A 20,263-nucleotide genomic window follows, 5' to 3' on the forward strand; every position below is an offset into this window, starting at 1 on the left:
CCAGGCCGGAGCCCGTTCGAAAGCGGCCGGCTCGTCGAACGCCACGAACTCGGCGCCGCCTCAGCCACCTCAATCGCTCCAGGATGACGATCACTCTGGCGGGCCACCGGCAGGCCGGTGGCCGTTGCAACGATGCCGATCCATGCTGTTCAACTGCCATATGTGACAATGCCGTTGCCAATGAGACGCGGTACGCCAGAGAGCTGATGGGGACAGGGGCCATGGCAGGAAGTACTCAAGGCGAGCACCACGCTGGAACGGGGCAGCCTGTTGGAATGCGGTTGAACCAGATGCCGGCCGACCTGGGCGGTGGTGGCTCCACGGGCGGTGGGCAGCCGGACCTCGCGTCCTCTCCCGCCGAGAAGAAGGCCGCGGCGAACACGCTCCACAACGAGATCGAGCCGCACACCACGACGGCGGGGGCCTGGGCGGACGACGAGACGAGCGCCGTGGTGAAGGCGTTCGATGCGAAGGACGGGCATGGCTGGGTCACGTCCAGCGCCGTGAGCAAGGCGCACAAGACCTGGAGTGAACAGGTCCAGAACCTGGTGAACCAGTTGTCGGGGGACGAATCGGCCCTCCGGAACAACAACACATTGATGAGCGGGACGGACGTCGGAGTGGGCGCCGGGGTGCGCAAGGTGTCTGTGCTCGACACGTACTCACCGCCACCAGAGCACTGACAGACAGCCGAGCCGTCTCGCACGCCACTGGACTAACGGGGACCCATGCCGACCTACCACGAGATCCTGACGACAGACCTGTCCACGCTCACCACGGCCGCCGAACGCTGGGACGGCATGGCGAAGGAGCTCCACAAGCAGGAGACCGCCTACCGACGGGACGTGCACGGCATCACCCTGCGCCCGACGTGGGTAGGCGAGAGCCAGCAGGCCGCCAACGCGCGCTTCAGAATCAGGCTCACGGAGTTCCAGAACGCCCAGACCGAGGCCAAGGCGATCGCCTCACTTTTGCGCGATGCGCACACCCAGTTCGTGGACCTGCGCAAGAAGCTCGAGTCGGCCCGGGACGACGCCATCGCCCAGGGGATGAAGGTGTCGGACCAGGGCGTGGTCTCGTACGACACCGGGAGGCTCAGTCAGGGAGATCGCCAGGCACTCGCGCATGATCCCGACTACCAGGAGAGCGTACGCAAAGCCGTCGCCTCCTGGCAGGCCGGCATCGACCAGTGCGTGAAGGACCTGGACGACGCCGACAAGGGCGTCGAGGTCGCCTTCGCCGCTGTCGTGAAGGGTCCCGACACGGGCCTCGGCAAGGTCCCCGACTTCAACGGTAAGGCTCAGGGCGACATCGAGAAGTACGAAGCCGACGAGGGCAAGGACATCGCGCAGCGCGTCAACTCCGGCAAGGCCACGGCGGCCGACTACCGGGAGCTGCAACGCCTCTTCCACGACAACTCCGGCGACAAGGCGTTCAGCCAGACCCTGCTGGACGAACTGGGCGCCAAGGGCACGCTGCAGCTCTCCAACAGCCTCGACGGCCTTGCGTACCACAACGACAAACAGCACGGCGGCCAGTACCTGGACATCCAGAAAGGCCTCGCCACCACGCTGGCGACCGCGACCCAGGACCCGCACTCGTCCTTCTACAAGGACTTCCGCGAGGACATGCGCAAGGCCGGAACCGAACAGTTCAAGGTCGATGGCCTCAGTCCCATCCCGGACGAGAAGATCCGCGGCTACCAGAGCCTCGCTACGCTGATGCAGCGGGGGCACGGCTACAACGGGCAGTTCCTGGAGGACACCGCGGACGACATCCGGCACGCGGAGGAGTCGTACACGGCCAAGGGGGACAACCCGACCGAGTCCTTCTGGGCCCTGCGGGACAAGTTCAGCGGCAACGACCGGGGCTGGTTCGCCAACGACCCGCTCGACGGCGTGCTCGGCATCATGTCCCATGATCCCAAGACCAGCACCGAGTACCTGGACCCGGCCCATAACGACAACCTGGAGTACCTGCTCCACGGGCGGGACTGGGACACCGTCGTGGACCACTTCGCGACCCCGCCCGGCGGTACGACGACGGGCATACCCGTCCTGGCGGAGGACGGCGACGTCCGCAAGGGCTTCGGCGCGGCCCTGGAGGCCGCGACGACCGGCCAGGCGCCGGGCGGCTATCACCCGATCGGTCAGCACACCGAGCCGCAGGCACGCATCCTGCAGCACACGATCAATACGCTGTACACCGACAAGCATGCCCAGGACCTGCCGAAGAACCTGGTCCAGCCGCTGGCCCACATCCTGACGTCGTACACGGCCGACACGCACGAGACCTACGCGGAGTCGTCGTCGAAGTACGACATCGACTGGGACAGCGAGGGTTCCGTCTGGAGCGACAAGGACGGCTCGCACATGGCCGTGGGGCACCAGCGCCTCGCTGCCGTCATGCGCGGCATCGCCAACGACCCGGAGGCGTTCGGACACCTCTATGGGGCCGAACAGCAGTACGCACACCATGTCATGGACGGGATCCCCGCAGACGCCGGAGACAAGACGATCCGGGATCGAGTTGTGGAGTCGTCCCGTGCCATGGGCGCCTATGACGGCATCCGGTCGGACATCATCTACGACGAGCGGTTTAAGAAGACGCAGTGGGCCGCCGACTTCAACCACGGCCTGGGCACGTCCCTCAGCACGGCGCTGATGTTCAACCCCGTCAGTGATCTCAGCCCCGTGGGAGACCTCAGCCAGAGAACCCTCGACGTGTGGTCGTACGAGTCGAACAAGGAGCACGTGTCCGAGGCGAACCTCGAGGCGACCGAGAAGAACGCGAAGACCTACGACGCCGGCCAGCACGATGTCGAGAAGCTGGTCAGAGCATGGGCGGACAGCCGCGGCCATGCCGTCGACAGCGACTGGACGAAGTACTACGTCCACGCAGGTCAGAACGACTACGAGCATGGCCGTGACCGGACGCTGAGCACGCTTCGCGCCGACCGCTGACACGGCACCGAACGTCCCCCGACAGAATGAGCACGATGCAGATGAAATCCGGGTTCCGACGTATACACGCCGGGTGGTACGCAGGGGCGTGCCTGCTGGCTGTGGCGCTTGTGGGGCTCGTGCTTTACGGCACTGGGGTCGTCGACCCGGGGAGCGATAACCGCTCACTGGACCGGGCCTGTGACGGCACCCTGGCCCAGGACGGGCTCCGGGCGGCTCTGCACTCGTCACACCTGAGCGCCGGCGACGAGGGCGACAGCGACTACCTGGCCGCCTGCAGTGTCCACAACTCGGCATCCGGCCCACAGGGCAGTTCCCTGGAGCTGAAGCTGCGCTGGAGCAGTACGGCGGCCCCCTCCGGGACCCTCGCCCGGTACAACGCGGACTACAACGGGGTGAAGGCGCAGGCGGCCCCACTCGGCCATGGCTGGTCTGGCGTCGTCAGGTACGACAGCGGCACCTCCCAGGTCATGGTCGCGCTCGACTGCGTGAACCGGAAGAGCAAGGCTCTGGTTGCCTACGGTGACCTGCTCGGTACGGCGAACAGTACGGCTCTGGACGGACTCGGCCGGGTGACCACCGAGACCGCCCAGAAGGCAGCCGAGAAGTACGGCTGCCAGGTGAAGACCGGCAAGCGGCTCACCGGCCTGTCCACCGCACGGCTCGGCGCGCCCGACACGGCCAAGCTGCTGCAACAAGCCGAGGGCTCGTGCGTCGCGCTGCGGGGTACGGCGGCGGCCCAGAACGGCACCCCTGAGGTCATGGAGTACCCAGCGGATCCCGACGCTCCGCAGACCAACTGCTACCTGGTGACGAAGACCGGGAAGCCCGGCTACGGCCTGTACGCCTATTACGGTGCCGCCGCCAAGGACTTCCTCACGAGCGAGCGCAGCCACCTTGAGAAGGGCTACGGCCCCACCGGCAGTGACCGGGACTATGCCTGGGCCACCGCGACGTGCCCTCAGTCCGCGCAGTCGGCGGTGTTCGTGCTGTACCACCTGTACGACAGGGACACGGACAGCTATCCGGTCCCGCACTACTCCGCGTCGTTCGCCGAACTCGCACTGAAGGCCTTCGCCGACCACGAAACGACGCAGCGCGGCTGCACCGCCGTGCAGATGATGTCCCGGGCATGAAGAAATCCGGGCGGACGGTCACAGCCCTGTTGTGCACTGCCCTGATGGCAGCGGCGGCGGGCTGCAGCCCGACCGGTCCCCGTCCCGCCCGTCCTGGTGGCGATCCTTCGGGCTCACCTGGACGCGTTTGGCGCGGCCAAGGAAGGCCGCGTGTTCGGAAACGAACGTGGGGGAGTGGTCGGCTCTTCCACCTACTGGCGGGTGTGGGAGGAGGCGCGGGAGTATGCGCTCCCGAGGTGATCCACCGGCGCTATCACGGCTGCATCGACGGCCACGAGGAAGCCGCCAACGCGAAGATCACAAAGGCATTGGAAGAGGACGGAGACGCTGCATAGCGCTCCGTGTCATCGCGCTGCGAGGGCGGTCCAGGAGATTCGGACCGCCCTTATGGGTCGGCACGTACCTGCGGCTCTCCCGGCTACGCCCGCGTGGGAGCGCCCCGCAGCGCGTGGCTGCGAGGCGCCTAGTGGGGTTTAGTCGACATCCTGCCCGTTGAACTTGCCGCCCTTGCAGGTCGGGAGCCCGGCCGCGGACGTGTTCGACCGATCGACCGTTCCGCCGCCCTGCTCGCACTCACCCGGGGTGAGGCTGGCGGGGGTGGCGGTTGTGGCGGTGGCGGTTGTGGCGGTGGCGGTGGCGGCGCCTGTGAGGCCGAGTCCGGCGAGGGCTGCCGTGGCGATGACGGCGGCGAGGATTCGTCGAATGTGCATTTGGTTCGCCTTTCATGGATTGCCTCGGTTGGGACACCACTCAGCTTGATGTTCATCCATTTGGGCGACACGTCATGTTAGGCCGTTCGGGTGACATTGCTGTCGGGTGCGGGGTCGGTGACGCGACCCGTCGGACAGGCCCTAGCTAGCGCTAGAGGTGCAGCGAGTGTCCAAAAGCCCTGTTGGCCCGCGCTATCGGCTCAGGCATCGCCTAGCGCCGCCCGGTACGCCTCGTATCGAACCCAGGCGTCTTCGAACATCTCGATGGCGGCTGGGATGGCGCCGCACTCTTCGAGGTAGGCGTGCTGCCCGACCACCCCTTCCGTGAAGGCCAGTCGGGATTATTAGCGACATCGCCGGCGAGGTCGCCGATGCCGCTGTTGTGATCGGTTTAGGTCATCAACCACGCTGTGAAGCTCTTTGGTTTGGGCATGTCCACATGCTTCCGCAGAGCCCCCCGACGTCGTCAGGGGTGCGGGTGCCCTGCTCGTGAGGAGCGCGTGTGCGTGTCGGAGGTGTGTCGCGTGCATCGCAGATGCTGCGCGGATAGCGAGAGACAACAAGAGAGGGCGGGAGTCAGTGAGACTGACTCCCGCCCTCTTCTGTCGGCATCCGCCCTGGTCAGCTAGTAAATTTGCTAGGTGATCTGGCGAGTGCCCCCGGCAGGATTCGAACCTGCGCACACGGCTCCGGAGGGCCCCTGCGAATCGCCCATTACTCCTAGTCAGACGGTTGTGTGGCTCCTCACTAGCCGTCCTTGTCCACGTATGGTCCACAGTCCGCCAAGAAGTGGTCGAACTGTGTCCTCTTCCGTCGGCCTGCGGCCCGCTTCGTGTCCAGGGCCTCTGTGTGTGGAAATTGGGAAGGTGGCGTGTGCCTTCAGGGCGTTATCGTCGGCCTATGAGATCAACCAGCCGTCACCGCCTGTCCGTTCGCATGGGCACGGCTCCTGTGCCTGCTCTCATGGAGGGCATGCCAGCGTCCCTCGAACCTGCGCTCCGCGCTTGGATCCAGGAGACGGCGGCACTCGATCCCGACGAGGCACACCACGTGATGGTGCGGTTGGATCTCGTCCTACCGCAGGCGGATTGGGACAGGTACGAACGCCAGCTGCGAAAGCGCGAGGTGGAGCAGGCACGGCTCAACCGGCGCTGGGAGGCGGAGCAGGCAACGAGGACGGAGAGCACTCGTGCCGTCCTAGCGCCAGTGGTGCCGCTGCCTCCTGACCCATACGTGCTCTTCCTGGCCCGGGGAACGGAGCGGGAAGTCCTGTGGGATGTCGTTGACGACTTGCTCTTCTTGCTGTGCACCGAACCGCCAGCCCCGGAGAAGTCGCCGTTTGTTACCTGGTTCAGCGGCAGTGTCAGACGGACCAAGCGCATTGTCGAGCCGCTGAACCGCTTGCTGGTTGAGTCACGGTCGGTATACGAAGTAACACCGGATCAGCGTGGCCTCCAGCGGAGGATGGAGGCGGGTCTTAGCGAGGCGCTGGACGTGGCAGCGAATGCCGCTGAGAGCAGCGGCTACCTTGCGGCTCGGCAGTACCTCGAGCGGGCGCGCAACAAGCTGATGGCGGTGCACACCGACCCAAGCGGTGCCTACGTTGCCTTGATCCGCGCGGTTGAGGCTGTTGCTTGTCCAATGTTCCTGCCACGGGACCAGCTGCCAACGCTCGGCAAGGTCCGGGATCACCTCCGGGACGCTGACGCGAAGTACGAATACGTGCTGACGGACAAGTCCGGGAAGCCGGGCAACACCGGCGGAGTGGTCACCATGCTCACGGACCTGTGGGAAGGGCACAGTGACCGGCACGCGGGTGGTCCGCGGGAGGTTCCCGTGTCCCAGGAGGCGGCCGAGGCCGCGCTGACAACCGCCACCGCCTTGGTGACCCTGTTGAGTAGGAGGGCGGTGCGGCCGCGAATCCATGCAGCGGCACAGCGCCAGGAGACCCGATGACGCTAAAGATCCCGCCGGTCCTGTGGGATCGGCACCACGTTGCTGGCCTGCTGCGTCGTTACTGGGCGGTCCTCCCCAACGGTGCGCCTGCCTATACCGGTGCGCGGTTCGAGCGGTTGTTAGGCGGCGGAGACCAGCCGGAGGTGGCGAACCACTTCACGCCGGCGGACTTCATTGCCGTTGCCACGTTGAGTGTCGACGTGCCAGTACGGGCAGTCCTCCACGTGCTAGAGCAGACGGGTCGCAACCCTTACAGCCGTCTACTCTCACAGATTCCCGTGGACCTCGAGCTCGCGGCAGCGGAGGATCGGCACGTCGCCAAGGACAGTCCAGCGTGGAACCTGTGGCAGAGCCTGCGCGATGTCGACGGCATAGGCTCGGTCGGCGCTGGGAAACTACTTGCTCGCAAGCGCCCTCGCTTGCTGCCTGTCTACGATTCGGTGATCAAGAAGGTCTTCGAGCGCCCCCCAACTGACTTGAGCTTTTGGTCTGACGTGCGCCGCGCACTTCGCGCTGACGACCGCATGTTGGTAGCCCATCTCGAAGACGTCCGCGGCCTGGCAGGCATCGGTGAGGACATCGGTGTGCTTAGGGTCCTCGACACAGCTGCATGGCTCCATGGCAGGGACGAGCAGCTCAGCTGAGAGGCGCTTCTGTGCGGCCCGACGCTATGGCAGCCCCGACAGACACCGCCTACACAATCGGATAGCGTGCCTGAAAGATGCAGAGATCTTCCTGGAGGACTGCGACGGGCGCGTCCTCCCTCGGACCAAGCCGCAGGGAGCACCCGCACCACTGGCGACCGGCAGGGTGCTGTTCGGTCAAGCTATGCGGGTGGTTGCTAGACGCCGCAGAGGATTGACTCCCTCTGTACCGCGTCCTCCGTACTGCGCAGGAGGAGGCGCGAAGCCGGATGCGCTGATTGCGCAGCCCAACCTGACCGCGACCAGCCGCTGACAGTCCTGAGTCCCGAGTCCTGGCACGGCGAGCGCGCCGCCCGCTATGGGACCCAGGTCGACCGGGAGACTGCCCCCGTGCCGCAGCGAGCGCGATGCTCTTCGCTATGCCGCATGCCGTGAGTCGTTCCGTGATCCGGTGGGTGGGAACGGGGGCGCACAAGGGGCGCACTGCCTTGGTGGTGTGCCCCACTGGTCTGAGCCGATTCGGCAAAACTGCTTCCGCTTGCTGAGCGGTTCCTGAAAGCTTGAACAGCGCACAAACGCGTGGATTTGTGAAGATCGATTCATGCGCCACCGAGGTGTGGCGCTGGGAAGCGGTCGCCGTTGGGGTGGCCGGTTGGGTCGGTCGAGGCGGCTCCGGGTGTGAGGCATTTTGCCTGGCAGGCAAACTTCCTGATGGCGTGACGTCTCTGTCGTAGCGCACCGCATGGCGCACGTAGATTGCGAATCGGTAACAGGGGTTCCCTGTCGTGACGTTTTGTTGAACGCTTAAGCTCCATAAATAAGGGGGACTTGTGAGGGTTGTTGAGCACGCCTGGCGGGGGGCCAGGCGGGGGGCTCGGGCGCTTCATTGATCCCGCAGTCACACACGAGGAGACCCGGCTGCACCCCGCTGGGGCTGGCAGGGCCACTCCCGCAGCGCGATGCACCCAGGGTCGATGTCGAAGGCTTCCGCTTTCAGGGCAGTCGGCCGTGCCTCAGCGGCTTCAGATCTGGGTCCGCCCTGAACATCGGTGCGTTGGGGCAGGGATACGCCCGGCTGATCCCGCCAACGAATGTGCGATGCCAGCCTGCAACCCCGATCGCTGGCATCGGGATGCGCTGGTTGCAGAGAAAGTTAGGGCCCTAACTCCGCCGACCCGCTGCAAGTTGGGCGTTCGAACGCCGGATGACCACGGCTCGTCCGCCAAGGCCACAAAAACCGACCTGATCGGGTGGCTGTTCTTACTGTCCGCAGCAGGTCCGGCAGTGTGTGATTTACGCATGAGTGAAAAACAGGGCGATCGTAGTTCAGGAGCCACGTAGATGCAGGGCAGTCAGCCTGCGTCGTGGTGACAGCAGTTGAGGCGGTGTAGTCGTGATGAACAAACGTGCCGATTGGGTCCCCGACGCCGGGTTGGTTCGCGAGGTTGATGCCCTCTTCGGGCGGGCGATTGATTCGTATCGTGCGAATCCGAACCTGATCACGGAGCACGCCAACCAGGAGGAGTCCATCCGGGTCGGGGGCTACTCGAACCGCACGCTTCTGGAACTCGTGCAGAACGCGGCTGACGCCATGTCGGGGGCTGCCGAACACGAGGAGGGAGCGGGGCGGGTCGAGATCGTCCTCGACCTTGACGGCCAGACACTGTACTGCGCGAACGCCGGCCGTCCGTTCTCCCGAAGCGGCCTCACCACGCTCGCCCATGCGCATCTCAGTGGTAAACGAGGCGACGAGATCGGGCGGTTCGGGCTCGGTTTCAAGTCGGTGCTCGCGGTCACCGACACTCCACAGGTGTTCAGCCGATCGGTCGCCTTCGAGTTCAACTCGTCGAAGGCGAAGGCGGCGATCGCGACGATCGCGCCCGCCTCCAAGAGACTCCCGGTCCTGAGGACCCTGACCCGGATCGACGCGGAGGCCGAGTTCGTCAAGGACGCGATCCTGGCCGAGCTGGCGGAGTGGGCGGTGACGATAGTCAGATTGCCGCATGCGACGAGGCTGGAAAATCTCAAGAAGGAGATCGAGGAATTCCGATCCGAGTTCCTCCTCTTCGTCAACTCGGTGCGTGAGATCCGGCTCCGGGTAATCGGAGCCGACGCGAACTTCTTGACGAGTCATGTGTCGCGGGAGCTGGGCGACGGCAGGTTTCGGATCGAGCGTCCAGACGGTGACCACGAAGAGTGGTACGTCGACAACCGAATGCATGCACCCAGTCCTGAGGCTCGGATCGAAGTCGGCGAAGCGGTGTCTCGTGACCGAATGAAGGTCACGGTCGCGATGCCGGCACGCTTCGCACAACTGAGGACGGGCGAGTTCTGGTCGTATTTCCCGCTCCAGGACAGGACATCGGCATCCGCCCTTTTCAACGCCCCCTGGAGCGTCAACGACGACCGCACCACCCTGCTTTCGAACACGTACAACCGAGAGATCCTCGTGACTCTCTCGGGGATGTTCCTGGACATGCTGCCGAAGGTCTCGTCCGTCGACGATCCGGCAGCACACCTGGACTACATGCCGGCGCGTGGCCGTGAGACCCATTCCTTCGGCGACGAGATTCTCTGCGCCCATGTTCCGCAGCTCGGCTGTGAGAAGGCTCTGATCCCCGACGCGACCGGCGTGCTACGCACGCCGCTAGAGCTCCGTCCCCTCGACTTCGGCGTCAGTGAGGCGTCCGAACGTGACCACGAAGAGTGGATCAAATCGCCACACACCGACGACGCCGTGCCGCACTGGCGTTGTTACGCCAACGGTCAGCAGCGTGTGACTCGCTTGAGGGCGCTCTACGTGTGCAGCGTCTCCACCGCCTTCGCCGACTCACGCCCCAGAGATGATTTGAAGGCGTTGGAGAAGATCTCCAAGAGAGGTGTCCTGTCTTGGCTGCGTGAGTGGGCGGAGGGGCCGGATGTGGCCTCTGCAGCGAAGGCGCTCTATTTCGTGCTGCGCAATCCCAACGGCTTCGGTCCCGCGAAGGTCATACCGACGACCGGCGGCATGTTGTCCATCAAGGACCGTGACCGGGTCTTCCTCCATCGTGCGGAGGATGTCGACATCGAAGGAGCGTGCTTCGTCGATCCGGACTTCCTGGCTGTTCCCGGCGTCGAGAAGAAGCTCGGGGACAGAGGCTTTCGGGATCTCGATCCCCTCTCGATGTTCGAGGCCAGGATGGCCAGGCTGTCGCCCGAGGCCGAGGACGACGAACTCCCGAAGTTCTGGGACGCTGCCACCGATGTGCCGATGGCACAGGCACAGAAGGTCGTGGCGGGCAACAAGGCAGGTGCTCTCAAGGTACCGACACGCGACGGTGGTTGGGCTCCACCGACGTACGTGCTGGACATCGACGGTCTTGGCGACAGCGCACCCGATCGAGTTCTGGACCGGACGAAGTGTGTTCCCCAGCTCGCACACGCCGCAGGCGTCATCACCGAGCCGGTCGGCTCGTACTCGCTCGAGGACGAGGTCCACTTCGATGACTACTGCCAGTACGTGCTGGACGAGGTGAATCGGAGGCTCGGGCCCGGAGAACGCCCCGTCGAGCAGGTGGAGTTCGACAGGGGGGACGGTCCCGGTCCATTCTCGGTACTCCTGATGTTGGAGGACGCGGGCGCGTCCGAACTCGTGCGCGAGCGGTGGACGGAAGGACTGCTCAGACTCGACCAGGCAGGTCACTGGCTCTGCACGGACATCGACACGGGGCTCAGCCACCGGGTTCTTTCCCCTGTTCGATGGGCGGCTGGCCGAGCCGGCCTGCTCAAGTCGGCTCGCGGTTACCGGACTCCCGACCGTGTAGTCTCCGCGTCGCTCGTCGAGTATGAGGCCCTACTGCCTCTCTTCCGAGGACTGCGCCACGTTGAGGACGCTCTGTCGCTGCCCAAGGATTTGAGTGAGGTTCCTTCGGAGGTACTGCGTGAAGCCCTCCAGACGGAGGTCACCTCACCCATCAGCAATCCGGCGCTGACGGGATTCGTCCTCACCGCAAGTAGGTTGGCTTACCCGGGCGGGCATCCGGTACTGATCCCTGCCCGGGTGGGACGCATCATCGAGACGAGGCGGCCCGATGCGGTGTATTTGGCGACGACCGAGGAGGAACGCGTGTTCCTCACTTCCAAGCAAAAGCCGTACCTCAAAGTTGATCAGGATGAGGCAGAGCAGTTCGTCGAAATAGTCGGGTGCCGTCGATTCGAGGACAGCTTCACCTTCTCGCTGCTGGTCGACGGTCGGCAGGTCGAGGAGCGCGTCCTCGACCTGTACACCGGACTGCGTTCGACGTTCGTCGAGGACAAGGTCATGAACGCGACCGTGGCGAAGGCCGTCCAGATCACGAAGCGCGCGACCACGGAAGATGGTGTCGAGGACCAGTCGCTCGAATGGCACCTCCAAGGACTGACCCTCGTGGTTCAAGCGGACCTGGACGAACAGCGTGTCCTACAGATCGTCAACGAGGCATTCGACCTGCGCCTGTCGAACGCCGAGCTGAGCGACATCCTCCAGGCACGGGTCGACCAACATCTCGAGACGCAACGGCAGGACGCCCGGGCCGCGTCGAGTGACGCGGAACGGCTGGCGATCTACTTCGGTGACGACACGCTGAAGGAGAACCTGCCGAAGGGACTCTGGCAGGCACTCAAGGGCCAGGGTCTGGTGAACGGCTCCACGTCCGTCGCCGAGCTGTTCCTGACCGTCTATGGCAGCGACTCGATCAAGCTTCTCGCGGAGGAGTTCAGCGCCGAGGGGTACACGGACGTCCCCACGACATGGGCGGGGGGAGCATCGACCGTCGCCTGGCTTCGGAAGATGGGGTTCGGCGCCAAGTACGCCGGGCGTCGCACCCGACACCAGGACGATGAGTTCGTCGTGCCCGGTGCCGTGAAGCTCAAGCCATTGCACGACTTCCAAGAGAAAATCAGGGAGGAACTGCAGAAGGTCCTGACGTCCCGGGGACGGGACGGTCGTGCGCTCAAGGGCATGGTGGAGCTCCCGACGGGAGCCGGGAAGACCCGGGTGGCCACCGAAACCGTGCTGCGGCTGTTCGTGGACGGCGAGATGAGCGGAACCGTGCTCTGGATCGCGCAGTCGGAGGAGCTCTGCGAGCAGGCGGTGCAGACGTTCGGCACCGTCTGGCGTTGGCTCGGGGACGAGCGTCCGTTGACGATCGGCCGGCTCTGGAACACTAATGTCGTCCACGAACCCGACACCGAGTTCAGTGTGGTCGTGGCCACCGACGCCAAGCTCGACCGGGTGGCCGACACTCCTGAGTACGAGTGGCTGAGCAGGGCCTCCGCGGTGTTCATCGACGAGGCGCACCGGGCCGGCGGGTCGAAGATGTACACGAAGATCCTCAGGTGGCTCGGAGTCGACGGGCGTAGCTGGGAACGGCCTCTGGTGGGCATCTCGGCGACGCCGTTCAAGGGCAGCGGCGATGTCACCGAGCCGACGAAGGAACTGGCGGCCCGCTTCGGTCACCACAAGATGAGCGCCTTCGACGGCAACGCCTACCCGGAGCTGTCGAAGAGAGGTGTCCTCGCCAGGGTCCGACACGAAGTGCTGGACGGCGTGAAGGTCCGGCTGGAGCCGGATGAACTCGCACAGGTGCGGTCCCTGCGCAAACTCGAACCCCAGGTCCTCGACCGCATCGGCCGGGACCAGGCCCGCATGAAGATCCTCGTGGACGACATCCTGAAGCGGGATCCGGAATGGCCGATCCTCGTGTTCACGCCGAACGTCCTGTCCGCCCAGGTCCTCGCCGCGACACTGCGTTACCGGAAGGTCGCGGCCGAGGCGGTCAGCGGCCAGACCGGACGGCAGACGCGCCGTGACGTCATCGAGAGGTTCAAGAGGAACGAGATCAGGGTTCTGGCCAACTGCGACCTGCTGATCCAGGGATTCGACGCGCCCGGCGTCCGGGCGCTGTACATCGCGAGGCCCACGTTCAGTCCCAGCGCCTACATCCAGATGGCCGGCCGCGGTCTGCGTGGTCCTGAGAACGGCGGCAAGGAGGAGTGCCTCATCGTGGACGTCGCCGACAACTTCGGCGCGGTCAACGACTTCCTCGGATTCCGTGCCTACGAGGGCCTCTGGCGAAAGCAGGGATCGTGATCGTCATACCGGATCTCGCCGACATCGAGACGACCACCACCAGCAACGCCGAACGGCGGGTGGCCCGGCTGCTGCGAGCGATCGACGGCCCCTCCGACGCAGTCGCCTTCCACTCCGTGAAGCTGCGGAGCCACGCGGTCAAGCAGCAGGGTGAAGCGGACTTCGTCGTGCTCTGGAACGGCGTAGTCATCATCGTTGAGGTCAAGGGCGGGGGCGTCAGGAAGTACGACGGTGTCTGGTACTCCATCGACCGCCACGGTGACTGGAAGAAGTTGCGCGAGTCGCCGATGGACCAGGCGCAGTCGGCGATGTACGCGCTGCGCGACATCCTCCAGGAGGAAGGCGTCGGTTGGTTCGCGACCGAGGCCGTTGCCCTCACCCCCGACATCGACGCGCCTCCGGCAGCCGTCGAATGGAAGGGGAGCCATTGGTGGGCCAAGGAGCAGATGAGCATTGCCGCACTGACCGAAGCCTTCGAGAAGGTCGCCGCCGAAGCGAGGACCGCTCCCCACGGAATCAGAGTCGCCCGGTCCGAGACGCTCCGGGCGCGCCTCTTCGGTGAGTTCACCAGGATGCCCGTCATCGACGCGCAGCGGGGTGCCGTGCTGGAGGAGCAGAATCGAGCGACCGAGGGGCAGGCCAGGGTCTTGGCCGCGCTCTCCCGGAACCCGAGGATGCTCGTCTTCGGTGGCGCGGGCACCGGGAAGTCCCTGGTGCTGGCGGAGGGCGCGAAGCAGGAGGCGGGCGAAGGGAAGTCGGTGCTCATCACCTTTCACTCGCCCGCCCTGGTCGACTTCTTCGGCCCGCGGATCGAGGGCAGAGAGATCGATCTCCTTCCGTTCGCGGACCTGTCCGGTGACAAGCAGTACGACGTCGTCTTCGTCGACGAGGCACAGGACCTCATGAACGCCGGAGGCATGGATGCCTTGGACGCCGTGATCCGTGGGGGTCGAGAAGGTGGCCGGTGGAGGATGTTCCTCGACCCCAACAACCAGGCACGCGTCGACGGCGAGTTCGACCCGGAGGTCTGCGAGTTGGTCCAGCAGGAGGCGCTCCAGTACGACCTGGACCGGAACGTGCGCAACACCCGTGCGATCGTCCACGTCGTGCAGGAGTACCTCGGCGCCGACGTCGGGGACCCGGGCATCGTCCATGGCGACCGAGTGGAATGGCGGTGGTCCGACGGGACGGCCGGCGTCTCCGCGGCCGAGACCGTGGCTCGCGACCTCGTCGCGAACGGGGCCCGCCGACAGGACATCTGGATCATCAGTGTGTCCGAGGATGCCGAGCCGCGCAGGAGCGAGGCCGGATTCCTTGTGACCAACCCCCGCTACGCCAAGGGGCTGGAGGCAGAGCACGTCATCGTCTGCGACCTGCCCCAGGAGTACAACGACCGGGGACTCGCCGCTTTCTACGTGGCCGTCACACGGGCGCGGGTCACGCTCCACGTGGTCGCGTCCAAGCAGGACAAGAAGCGGCTCCAGGATCTTCTTCGAAAGCAGGTTGGGAAGTGAACCTCACAGCAGCCCAGAAGGAGGCCCTTCACCACCTCCGAGCCTCCTACGTGGGGCCCGAGGCCGGAGACGAGGAGGTCACGGCGAACCTGCCTCACCGGCAGTACGCCGTCGGCATGCTGTTCCCTGTCGAAGCCGAGGCACGAGGCTCTCACGGCGACGAGAACACGGACGAAGAGGTATCGGCGGATATCCCCGATGGTGATGTCGAGGAGAGCGGGGCCGGTGTCCCTCTGGCCGAGGACTGGAAGCCCTCATCCGTCGCGCTCTCCTTCGTCACCGACGGCGACTCCGTCGACGTCGACTTCTCGTGCGGTACGTACGCCGCTGTCGAGGGAGACGGGCCGCCCAGGTGGCGGCGTACCCCGTTCTCCGTCGACGGCCTCGACCTCCGACGGGACAAGGGGCCCGAGCGCCTTTCCGTGGGTGGAGTCTCGGTCGAGATCGGGTCGCGGTGGCGCGACTTCCAGGGCGACTCGTTGGTCACCGTCCACGTACGGGTCCTGACCGAATCAACAGGCGACGACCGACACGACATCCCTCGGACGCTGTTCCAGGTCCACCTGGCTGCCGCTCCCTCCGCCGGGGCGGAGATCCGGGAGTACGACACGACGCGCTCGATCGACACCGACCCGGAAGCCGCCGAGCTGCGCCTGCGCTATCGAAACCGGAAGGTTTACGCGGTCGGGCACGGAATGGCCGCGGACTGGGAGTTCGCGGAGGGCCGTTGTGCCAAGGTCTTCCTCGAGCCCGTGCCGGCCTTCGTGGTGCCCGCCGTCGAGACCACGGGGTTCGACGAAGGGACGGCCGAGGCCGAGGCCTTGAAGCTTGGGCACCTCCAGCAGATCGACAAGGATCCCGATGCGGTCCTTCGGTCGTTGGACGCCTTCCTCGAGGCGTTCGCCGGCTGGGCCTCCCGCCAGATGGAACGGGCGGAGGCTTTCAGCGACGACAGGGCCGTGGCCGTCCGCATCGCCGGGCGTTCGCAGGACGCCGTCGACAGGATGAGGGAAGGCATAGACCTCCTCCGGGCGCCGGGAGGAGAGGACCTTCGAACGGCCTTCTCACTTGGCATGGCCGCCATGCGTCTTCAGATGCGGCAGGCGTCCATCAACCGCGGGAAGCCGGAGGAGCAGGTGCCGGAGCCGCGGTGGCGACCCTTCCAGCTCGGTTTCCTGCTCGTGTCGCTGGCCTCCAGCGTGGATGAGGGGCACAAGGATCGGGACCTCGTCGACCTCATCTGGTTCCCGACCGGTGGCGGCAAGACCGAGGCATACCTGGGTCTCGCCGCGATCGAGGTGTTCCGCCGACGGCTCGCTCACGGCACGGCCGGCGGGGGAACCGCCGTCATCACGCGCTACACCCTGAGGCTGCTGACCTCTCAACAGTTCCAACGGGCCGCGGCACTGGTCTGCGCGATGGAGCGGCTGCGGGCCACGGACGACCGGGCGAAGGGCATGGCGCCGTTCTCGATCGGTCTGTGGGTGGGCAACGACGTCACCCCCGGCACGCGAGTAGACGCACGTGAAGCACTCAAGCGGCTTCAGAAGGCCGCGCGCCCGGAAGAGGCGAACGAGTTCCAGGTCGAGAGTTGCCCATGGTGTCTGACGCCCCTGGTGCCGAGGCTCAGGAGCGACAAGCCAGAGGACTACGGCATGCGCTTGGACGGTGTGGACGTCGTGCTCCACTGTGTCGACGCGTCGTGCGACTTCGCCAGCGAGCTTCCGCTCGCTGTCGTCGACGAGGTGCTGTACAAGGAACCGCCCACGATCCTCCTGGCCACCGTCGACAAGTTCGCACGTCTGCAGTTCAAGCCGGAAGCGGGCAGGCTGCTCGGTCTCGGGACCACCTTCAGGCAACCATCCATGATCATCCAGGACGAGCTGCACCTGCTCTCGGGGCCGCTCGGAACCACCGTCGCCGTCTTCGACGCGATGATCCAGCTCTTGCTGAGCCGATCGAACTCCAGTCCCAAAATCGTGGCCTCGACGGCCACCATCCGCGCGTCCGAGGAACAGGTCGAGGGACTGTACGGGCGTGAGGTCGCCCTGTACCCGCCATCGGGACTCGACGACGACCGGACCTTCTTCTCCCGCCCGGTGGAAAGCGGAGAAGGACGTCTCTACATCGGCCTGATGCCACAGTCGGTCTCGCAGCCGTCGGCCGTCATCGCAGCCGTCACCCCCATGGTGGAGATGCCGGAGGCGCTCGCCGCCCGCGCCCCGTCCGCCGCGTCACGCGACGCGTACTGGACGCTGGTCATGTACCACAACAGTCTTCGTGAGCTCGGACGTACTGGGACGCTGGTCGTCGACGACGTCAACGGTCGTCTGGAACCCCGAGCCGAAAGGCTCGGCTTCCCCCTGCGGCGCGTCAGAGCGGTTCTGGAACTGACGAGCCGTCGCGGAGCCGAGGAACTGCCGAACGATCTCCGCGCGCTCAGGGTCAGGGCCGACGAGTCGCCGGAGGCCGTAGACGTGGTCCTCTCGTCGAACATGCTCTCCGTGGGCATCGACATCCCACGGCTCGCGCTGATGCTCATGGTGGGGCAGCCGAAGACCACGGCCGAGTACATCCAGGCCACGAGCCGTGTCGGACGTGGAGACACGAAGGGCGTCGTCGTCACGCTGTTCCGGTCGGGAAGGGCCCGTGATCGGTCGCACTTCGAGACCTTCCGTGGCTACCACGAGGCCCTCTACCGGAGCGTGGAGCCCACCAGCGTCACACCGTGGTCGCTGGCCTCGCGCGAGCGATCGCTCGCCGGCGCGCTCGTGGCACTGCTGCGGCAGTCGTTCACTGCTCTCGCCCCGAACGAAGCGGCGGGTCGGTTCGACCTCAAGGACGACAGGATCCACGAAGCGGTCGATCGACTCGTCGAACGGTTCCTCGTATACGTGACGCGCGCCGACGGCCTCGAAGCCCCGGAAACACGCTCCGCCGTATGGAACCTCCTGAGGGACTGGGACCGACGGGCAGGCCAGGCACGGGAGTCAGGCGAGCCTCTGTACTACCAGCGGACGAAGAAAGACCAGGCAGCAGCTTTGTTGAAGAAGTTCGGCCAGCCCGGCGAAGGGTGGCTCGTCGCCGACTCGATGAGGTCCGTGGAGCCCAACGTGGCGGTCGAGGTCCAGGAACCGCAGGAGGAGGTGCACCATGGAGAAGATCAGGCATGACCTGCGCCTCTCCGAGACGATCTCACCGTTCGGTGTGGGAGCGATCGTCGACGTGCGAGGCGAGTCGCTCATGGCGCCGGACACGTCCTGGTGGGACAAGAAGTTCGCCCATGAGATCAGCTGTGAGCGTCTGATGGCCCGCCTCGGTGCCGGTGTCCTGAGACAACCACCGGCGCACGCGGACCGGGCCGCAAAAGAAACCCCTGCGCTGCCGTACTGGCGCTTTCCCGCTTGGCGGTTCTGCGAGCGCTGCGACAAGCTCTCGAAGCTGACCGGTAGGAAAAAAGGCAAGTGGAGCAACACCTGCGACTGCGGCGGCGCGCTCGTACCGATGCGATATGTCGCCGTCTGCGAAAAAGGCAGCCACATCCAGGACATCAACTGGTTCCAGTGGGCACATCGTGGGCGCGCGGCGAGCCTGAACGAAGCGGTCTGCTTCTGCCGTGACTACAAGGCACTCAGGTTCCGCAAGCTGGCCACTCGTGGCGAAGGCCTCGCGGCCCTGGTGGTGAAGTGCCACGGGTGCGGGAATGAGCGCAGTCTCGCTGAACTCGTGACGAAGGGGGCCCTGCACCGCGACGGGATCCGTTGCGCGGGACGGCAGCCCTGGGAGCCGGAGGCCTCCGTCAAGAAGCCCTGCCCGTACGAGCTGGTTGCGGTGCAGCGCGGTGCCACGGGCAACTACATGGCCGAGAGAATCTCGGCTCTCGACATCCCGGAGGAACGCCCGCAGTCCGCGGAGACGGCCGACAAGATCCGTGGTCACATGCTCTTCGGGAAAGTCGTGACCGACAACGGCGGGCCCCAGTCGGAAGTGCTGGCGCAGCTGATCGCCGACGATATCGGAGTGACGGCGGAAACCGTCCTCGGCGTCGCGGCAGGGGAGGAAAACCCCGCGAGTGAGCTGCTGCTAGACCTGAAGGACGGTGAGTGGGCGGCGTTCCTGAAGAAACTCGGCCAAGGACGCGACCGCACGGGAAGCGACTTCGTCGTCGACGGGAGAAGCCTCGAAGGGCTCGCGGGACCGCAGAGCCTCCTCGCCAAGATCAGCGGCATCGGACAGGTACGCCGGGTACGGGAGGTCCGTGCCCTGCGGGGGTTCCGACGCCACGACGCGGAAGCGAAGCTGATCAACGCCGATCTAGGGGCTGACAAGTCTTATCGGCCCACCTACCCGGCGATCGAACTGTTCGGGGAAGGAATCTTCCTGCGGTTCGACGAGGAGAAGCTCGCCGCATGGGAGGCACAGCCGGAGGTGCAGGCACGCGCCGGCATCCTCAAGACGCGAAGGGGCGACTCTCCTTGGGCCGGCCGCCTCGACGTGCCGGAACCCAGGTACATCGCCCTGCACACGCTGGCGCACCTGCTCATCCGGCGACTGGCGTTCGCCAGCGGCTACGCGTCTGCCTCGCTGCAGGAAAGGATCTATGCGAACTCCGACCGCACGGACAAGACCGCCGGGATCCTGATCTATACCGCGGCAGGGGACGCCCAGGGGACTCTCGGTGGTCTCGTCAGGCTCGGGGATCCAAAGAAGTTGATCCCACTCCTGGTGGCAGCTCTGGACGACGCGGACTTCTGTTCCAACGACCCGGTCTGCATCGAAAGCGACCGTCAGGGAGCCTCACAGCTGAATCTCTCGGCCTGCCACGGGTGTTCCCTGGTGAGTGAGACCTCCTGCGAAACCGGAAACCGGCTACTGGATCGACAGCTGGTCCTGGGCGGAAGCGACGTGAGAGGACTGCTGGACGACGTTCTGACGGAGGTCCGACGGCCCAAGTGACCTACCTGCGGCCTCGTAGCGCATGCTTGGGGCCGCAGAGCAGCCATCCTCGGTCACTGCCGGGCGGGATCTGTAACCGTCGCTCCGGACCTTGAGGCGCTGATCAGCATGCCCGCGGCAGACCCTATGGTTTTCGCCCGTCGACGGGTTCGATCTACTGCGCAGCGCTGCTGCGACAGTTCCGGAGGGCCTTTGATGCCCAGGTTATGCAGCAGTTCACGGCCCTGCACGTGGCAGACCGAGCGAGAGCAGTCCACAGATGGTCCACGGCCTGC

10 protein-coding genes and 1 pseudogene are annotated in these 20,263 nt (G+C 65.6%); 10 read left to right on the top strand and 1 reads right to left on the bottom strand.

Going from position 1 to position 20,263, the window contains the following annotated elements; all coding sequences use genetic code 11:
* Positions 1-83 precede the first annotated feature (83 nt).
* From V7E45_RS02410 to V7E45_RS02425, 4 genes and pseudogenes are all read left to right on the top strand, one after another.
* The gene (locus V7E45_RS02410; protein WP_333772358.1) at positions 84-683 is read left to right on the top strand and encodes a hypothetical protein; all 600 of its coding nucleotides are present in this window, start codon (positions 84-86) and stop codon (positions 681-683) included.
* Between the two features lie 45 nt (positions 684-728).
* Positions 729-2,963, top strand: a complete 2,235-nt coding sequence (locus V7E45_RS02415; RefSeq protein ID WP_333772359.1) for a hypothetical protein — start codon at positions 729-731, stop codon at positions 2,961-2,963.
* Positions 2,964-3,082: 119 nt separating this feature from the next.
* Positions 3,083-4,099 (top strand): hypothetical protein, encoded by a 1,017-nt coding sequence (locus tag V7E45_RS02420; protein ID WP_333772360.1) that lies wholly within the window; start codon positions 3,083-3,085, stop codon positions 4,097-4,099.
* Between the two features lie 69 nt (positions 4,100-4,168).
* Positions 4,169-4,434, top strand: a pseudogene (locus V7E45_RS02425) (tyrosine-type recombinase/integrase); the annotation flags it as partial.
* Between the two features lie 138 nt (positions 4,435-4,572).
* Here V7E45_RS02425 and V7E45_RS02430 read toward each other — a convergent pair.
* Complete coding sequence (locus V7E45_RS02430; protein ID WP_333772361.1) at positions 4,573-4,809, bottom strand: hypothetical protein; 237 nt, start codon at positions 4,807-4,809, stop codon at positions 4,573-4,575.
* A gap of 972 nt (positions 4,810-5,781) precedes the next feature.
* On the opposite strand from V7E45_RS02430, the gene V7E45_RS02435 reads away from it, so the two are divergent.
* From V7E45_RS02435 to V7E45_RS02460, 6 genes are all read left to right on the top strand, one after another.
* Positions 5,782-6,765, top strand: a complete 984-nt coding sequence (locus V7E45_RS02435; RefSeq protein WP_333772362.1) for a hypothetical protein — start codon at positions 5,782-5,784, stop codon at positions 6,763-6,765.
* Positions 6,762-7,409 carry a DUF6308 family protein gene (locus V7E45_RS02440; RefSeq protein WP_333772363.1) on the top strand — a complete coding sequence of 216 codons (648 nt, stop codon included), beginning with the start codon at positions 6,762-6,764 and terminating at the stop codon, positions 7,407-7,409. The genes V7E45_RS02435 and V7E45_RS02440 overlap by 4 nt, the downstream gene beginning before the upstream one ends.
* Before the next feature lie 1,396 nt (positions 7,410-8,805).
* Positions 8,806-13,518: a DEAD/DEAH box helicase gene (locus V7E45_RS02445; RefSeq protein WP_333772404.1), complete on the top strand. Its 4,713-nt coding sequence runs from the start codon at positions 8,806-8,808 to the stop codon at positions 13,516-13,518.
* A complete protein-coding gene (locus V7E45_RS02450) occupies positions 13,515-15,032 on the top strand; it encodes a nuclease-related domain-containing DEAD/DEAH box helicase (RefSeq protein WP_333772364.1) in 1,518 nt (505 codons plus the stop codon). Before V7E45_RS02445 ends, V7E45_RS02450 begins: the two co-directional genes overlap by 4 nt.
* Positions 15,029-18,205, top strand: coding sequence for a helicase-related protein (locus V7E45_RS02455; RefSeq protein WP_333772365.1), 3,177 nt, complete (start codon positions 15,029-15,031; stop codon positions 18,203-18,205). Before V7E45_RS02450 ends, V7E45_RS02455 begins: the two co-directional genes overlap by 4 nt.
* Positions 18,186-19,988 carry a DUF1998 domain-containing protein gene (locus V7E45_RS02460; protein WP_333772366.1) on the top strand — a complete coding sequence of 601 codons (1,803 nt, stop codon included), beginning with the start codon at positions 18,186-18,188 and terminating at the stop codon, positions 19,986-19,988. The genes V7E45_RS02455 and V7E45_RS02460 overlap by 20 nt, the downstream gene beginning before the upstream one ends.
* Positions 19,989-20,263 lie beyond the last annotated feature (275 nt).

It is taken from the genome of Streptomyces sp. IBSBF 3136, from assembly GCF_036815105.1.
Classification (GTDB): Bacteria; Actinomycetota; Actinomycetes; order Streptomycetales; family Streptomycetaceae; genus Streptomyces.

Coding starts and splice junctions, on each gene's coding strand:
- V7E45_RS02440 (WP_333772363.1), top strand. CDS start 6,762: ATGACGCTAAAGATCCCGCCGGTCCTGTGGGATCGGCACCACGTTGCT.
- V7E45_RS02415 (WP_333772359.1), top strand. CDS start 729: ATGCCGACCTACCACGAGATCCTGACGACAGACCTGTCCACGCTCACC.
- V7E45_RS02430 (WP_333772361.1), bottom strand. CDS start 4,809: ATGCACATTCGACGAATCCTCGCCGCCGTCATCGCCACGGCAGCCCTC.
- V7E45_RS02460 (WP_333772366.1), top strand. CDS start 18,186: ATGGAGAAGATCAGGCATGACCTGCGCCTCTCCGAGACGATCTCACCG.
- V7E45_RS02410 (WP_333772358.1), top strand. CDS start 84: ATGACGATCACTCTGGCGGGCCACCGGCAGGCCGGTGGCCGTTGCAAC.
- V7E45_RS02435 (WP_333772362.1), top strand. CDS start 5,782: ATGCCAGCGTCCCTCGAACCTGCGCTCCGCGCTTGGATCCAGGAGACG.
- V7E45_RS02445 (WP_333772404.1), top strand. CDS start 8,806: ATGAACAAACGTGCCGATTGGGTCCCCGACGCCGGGTTGGTTCGCGAG.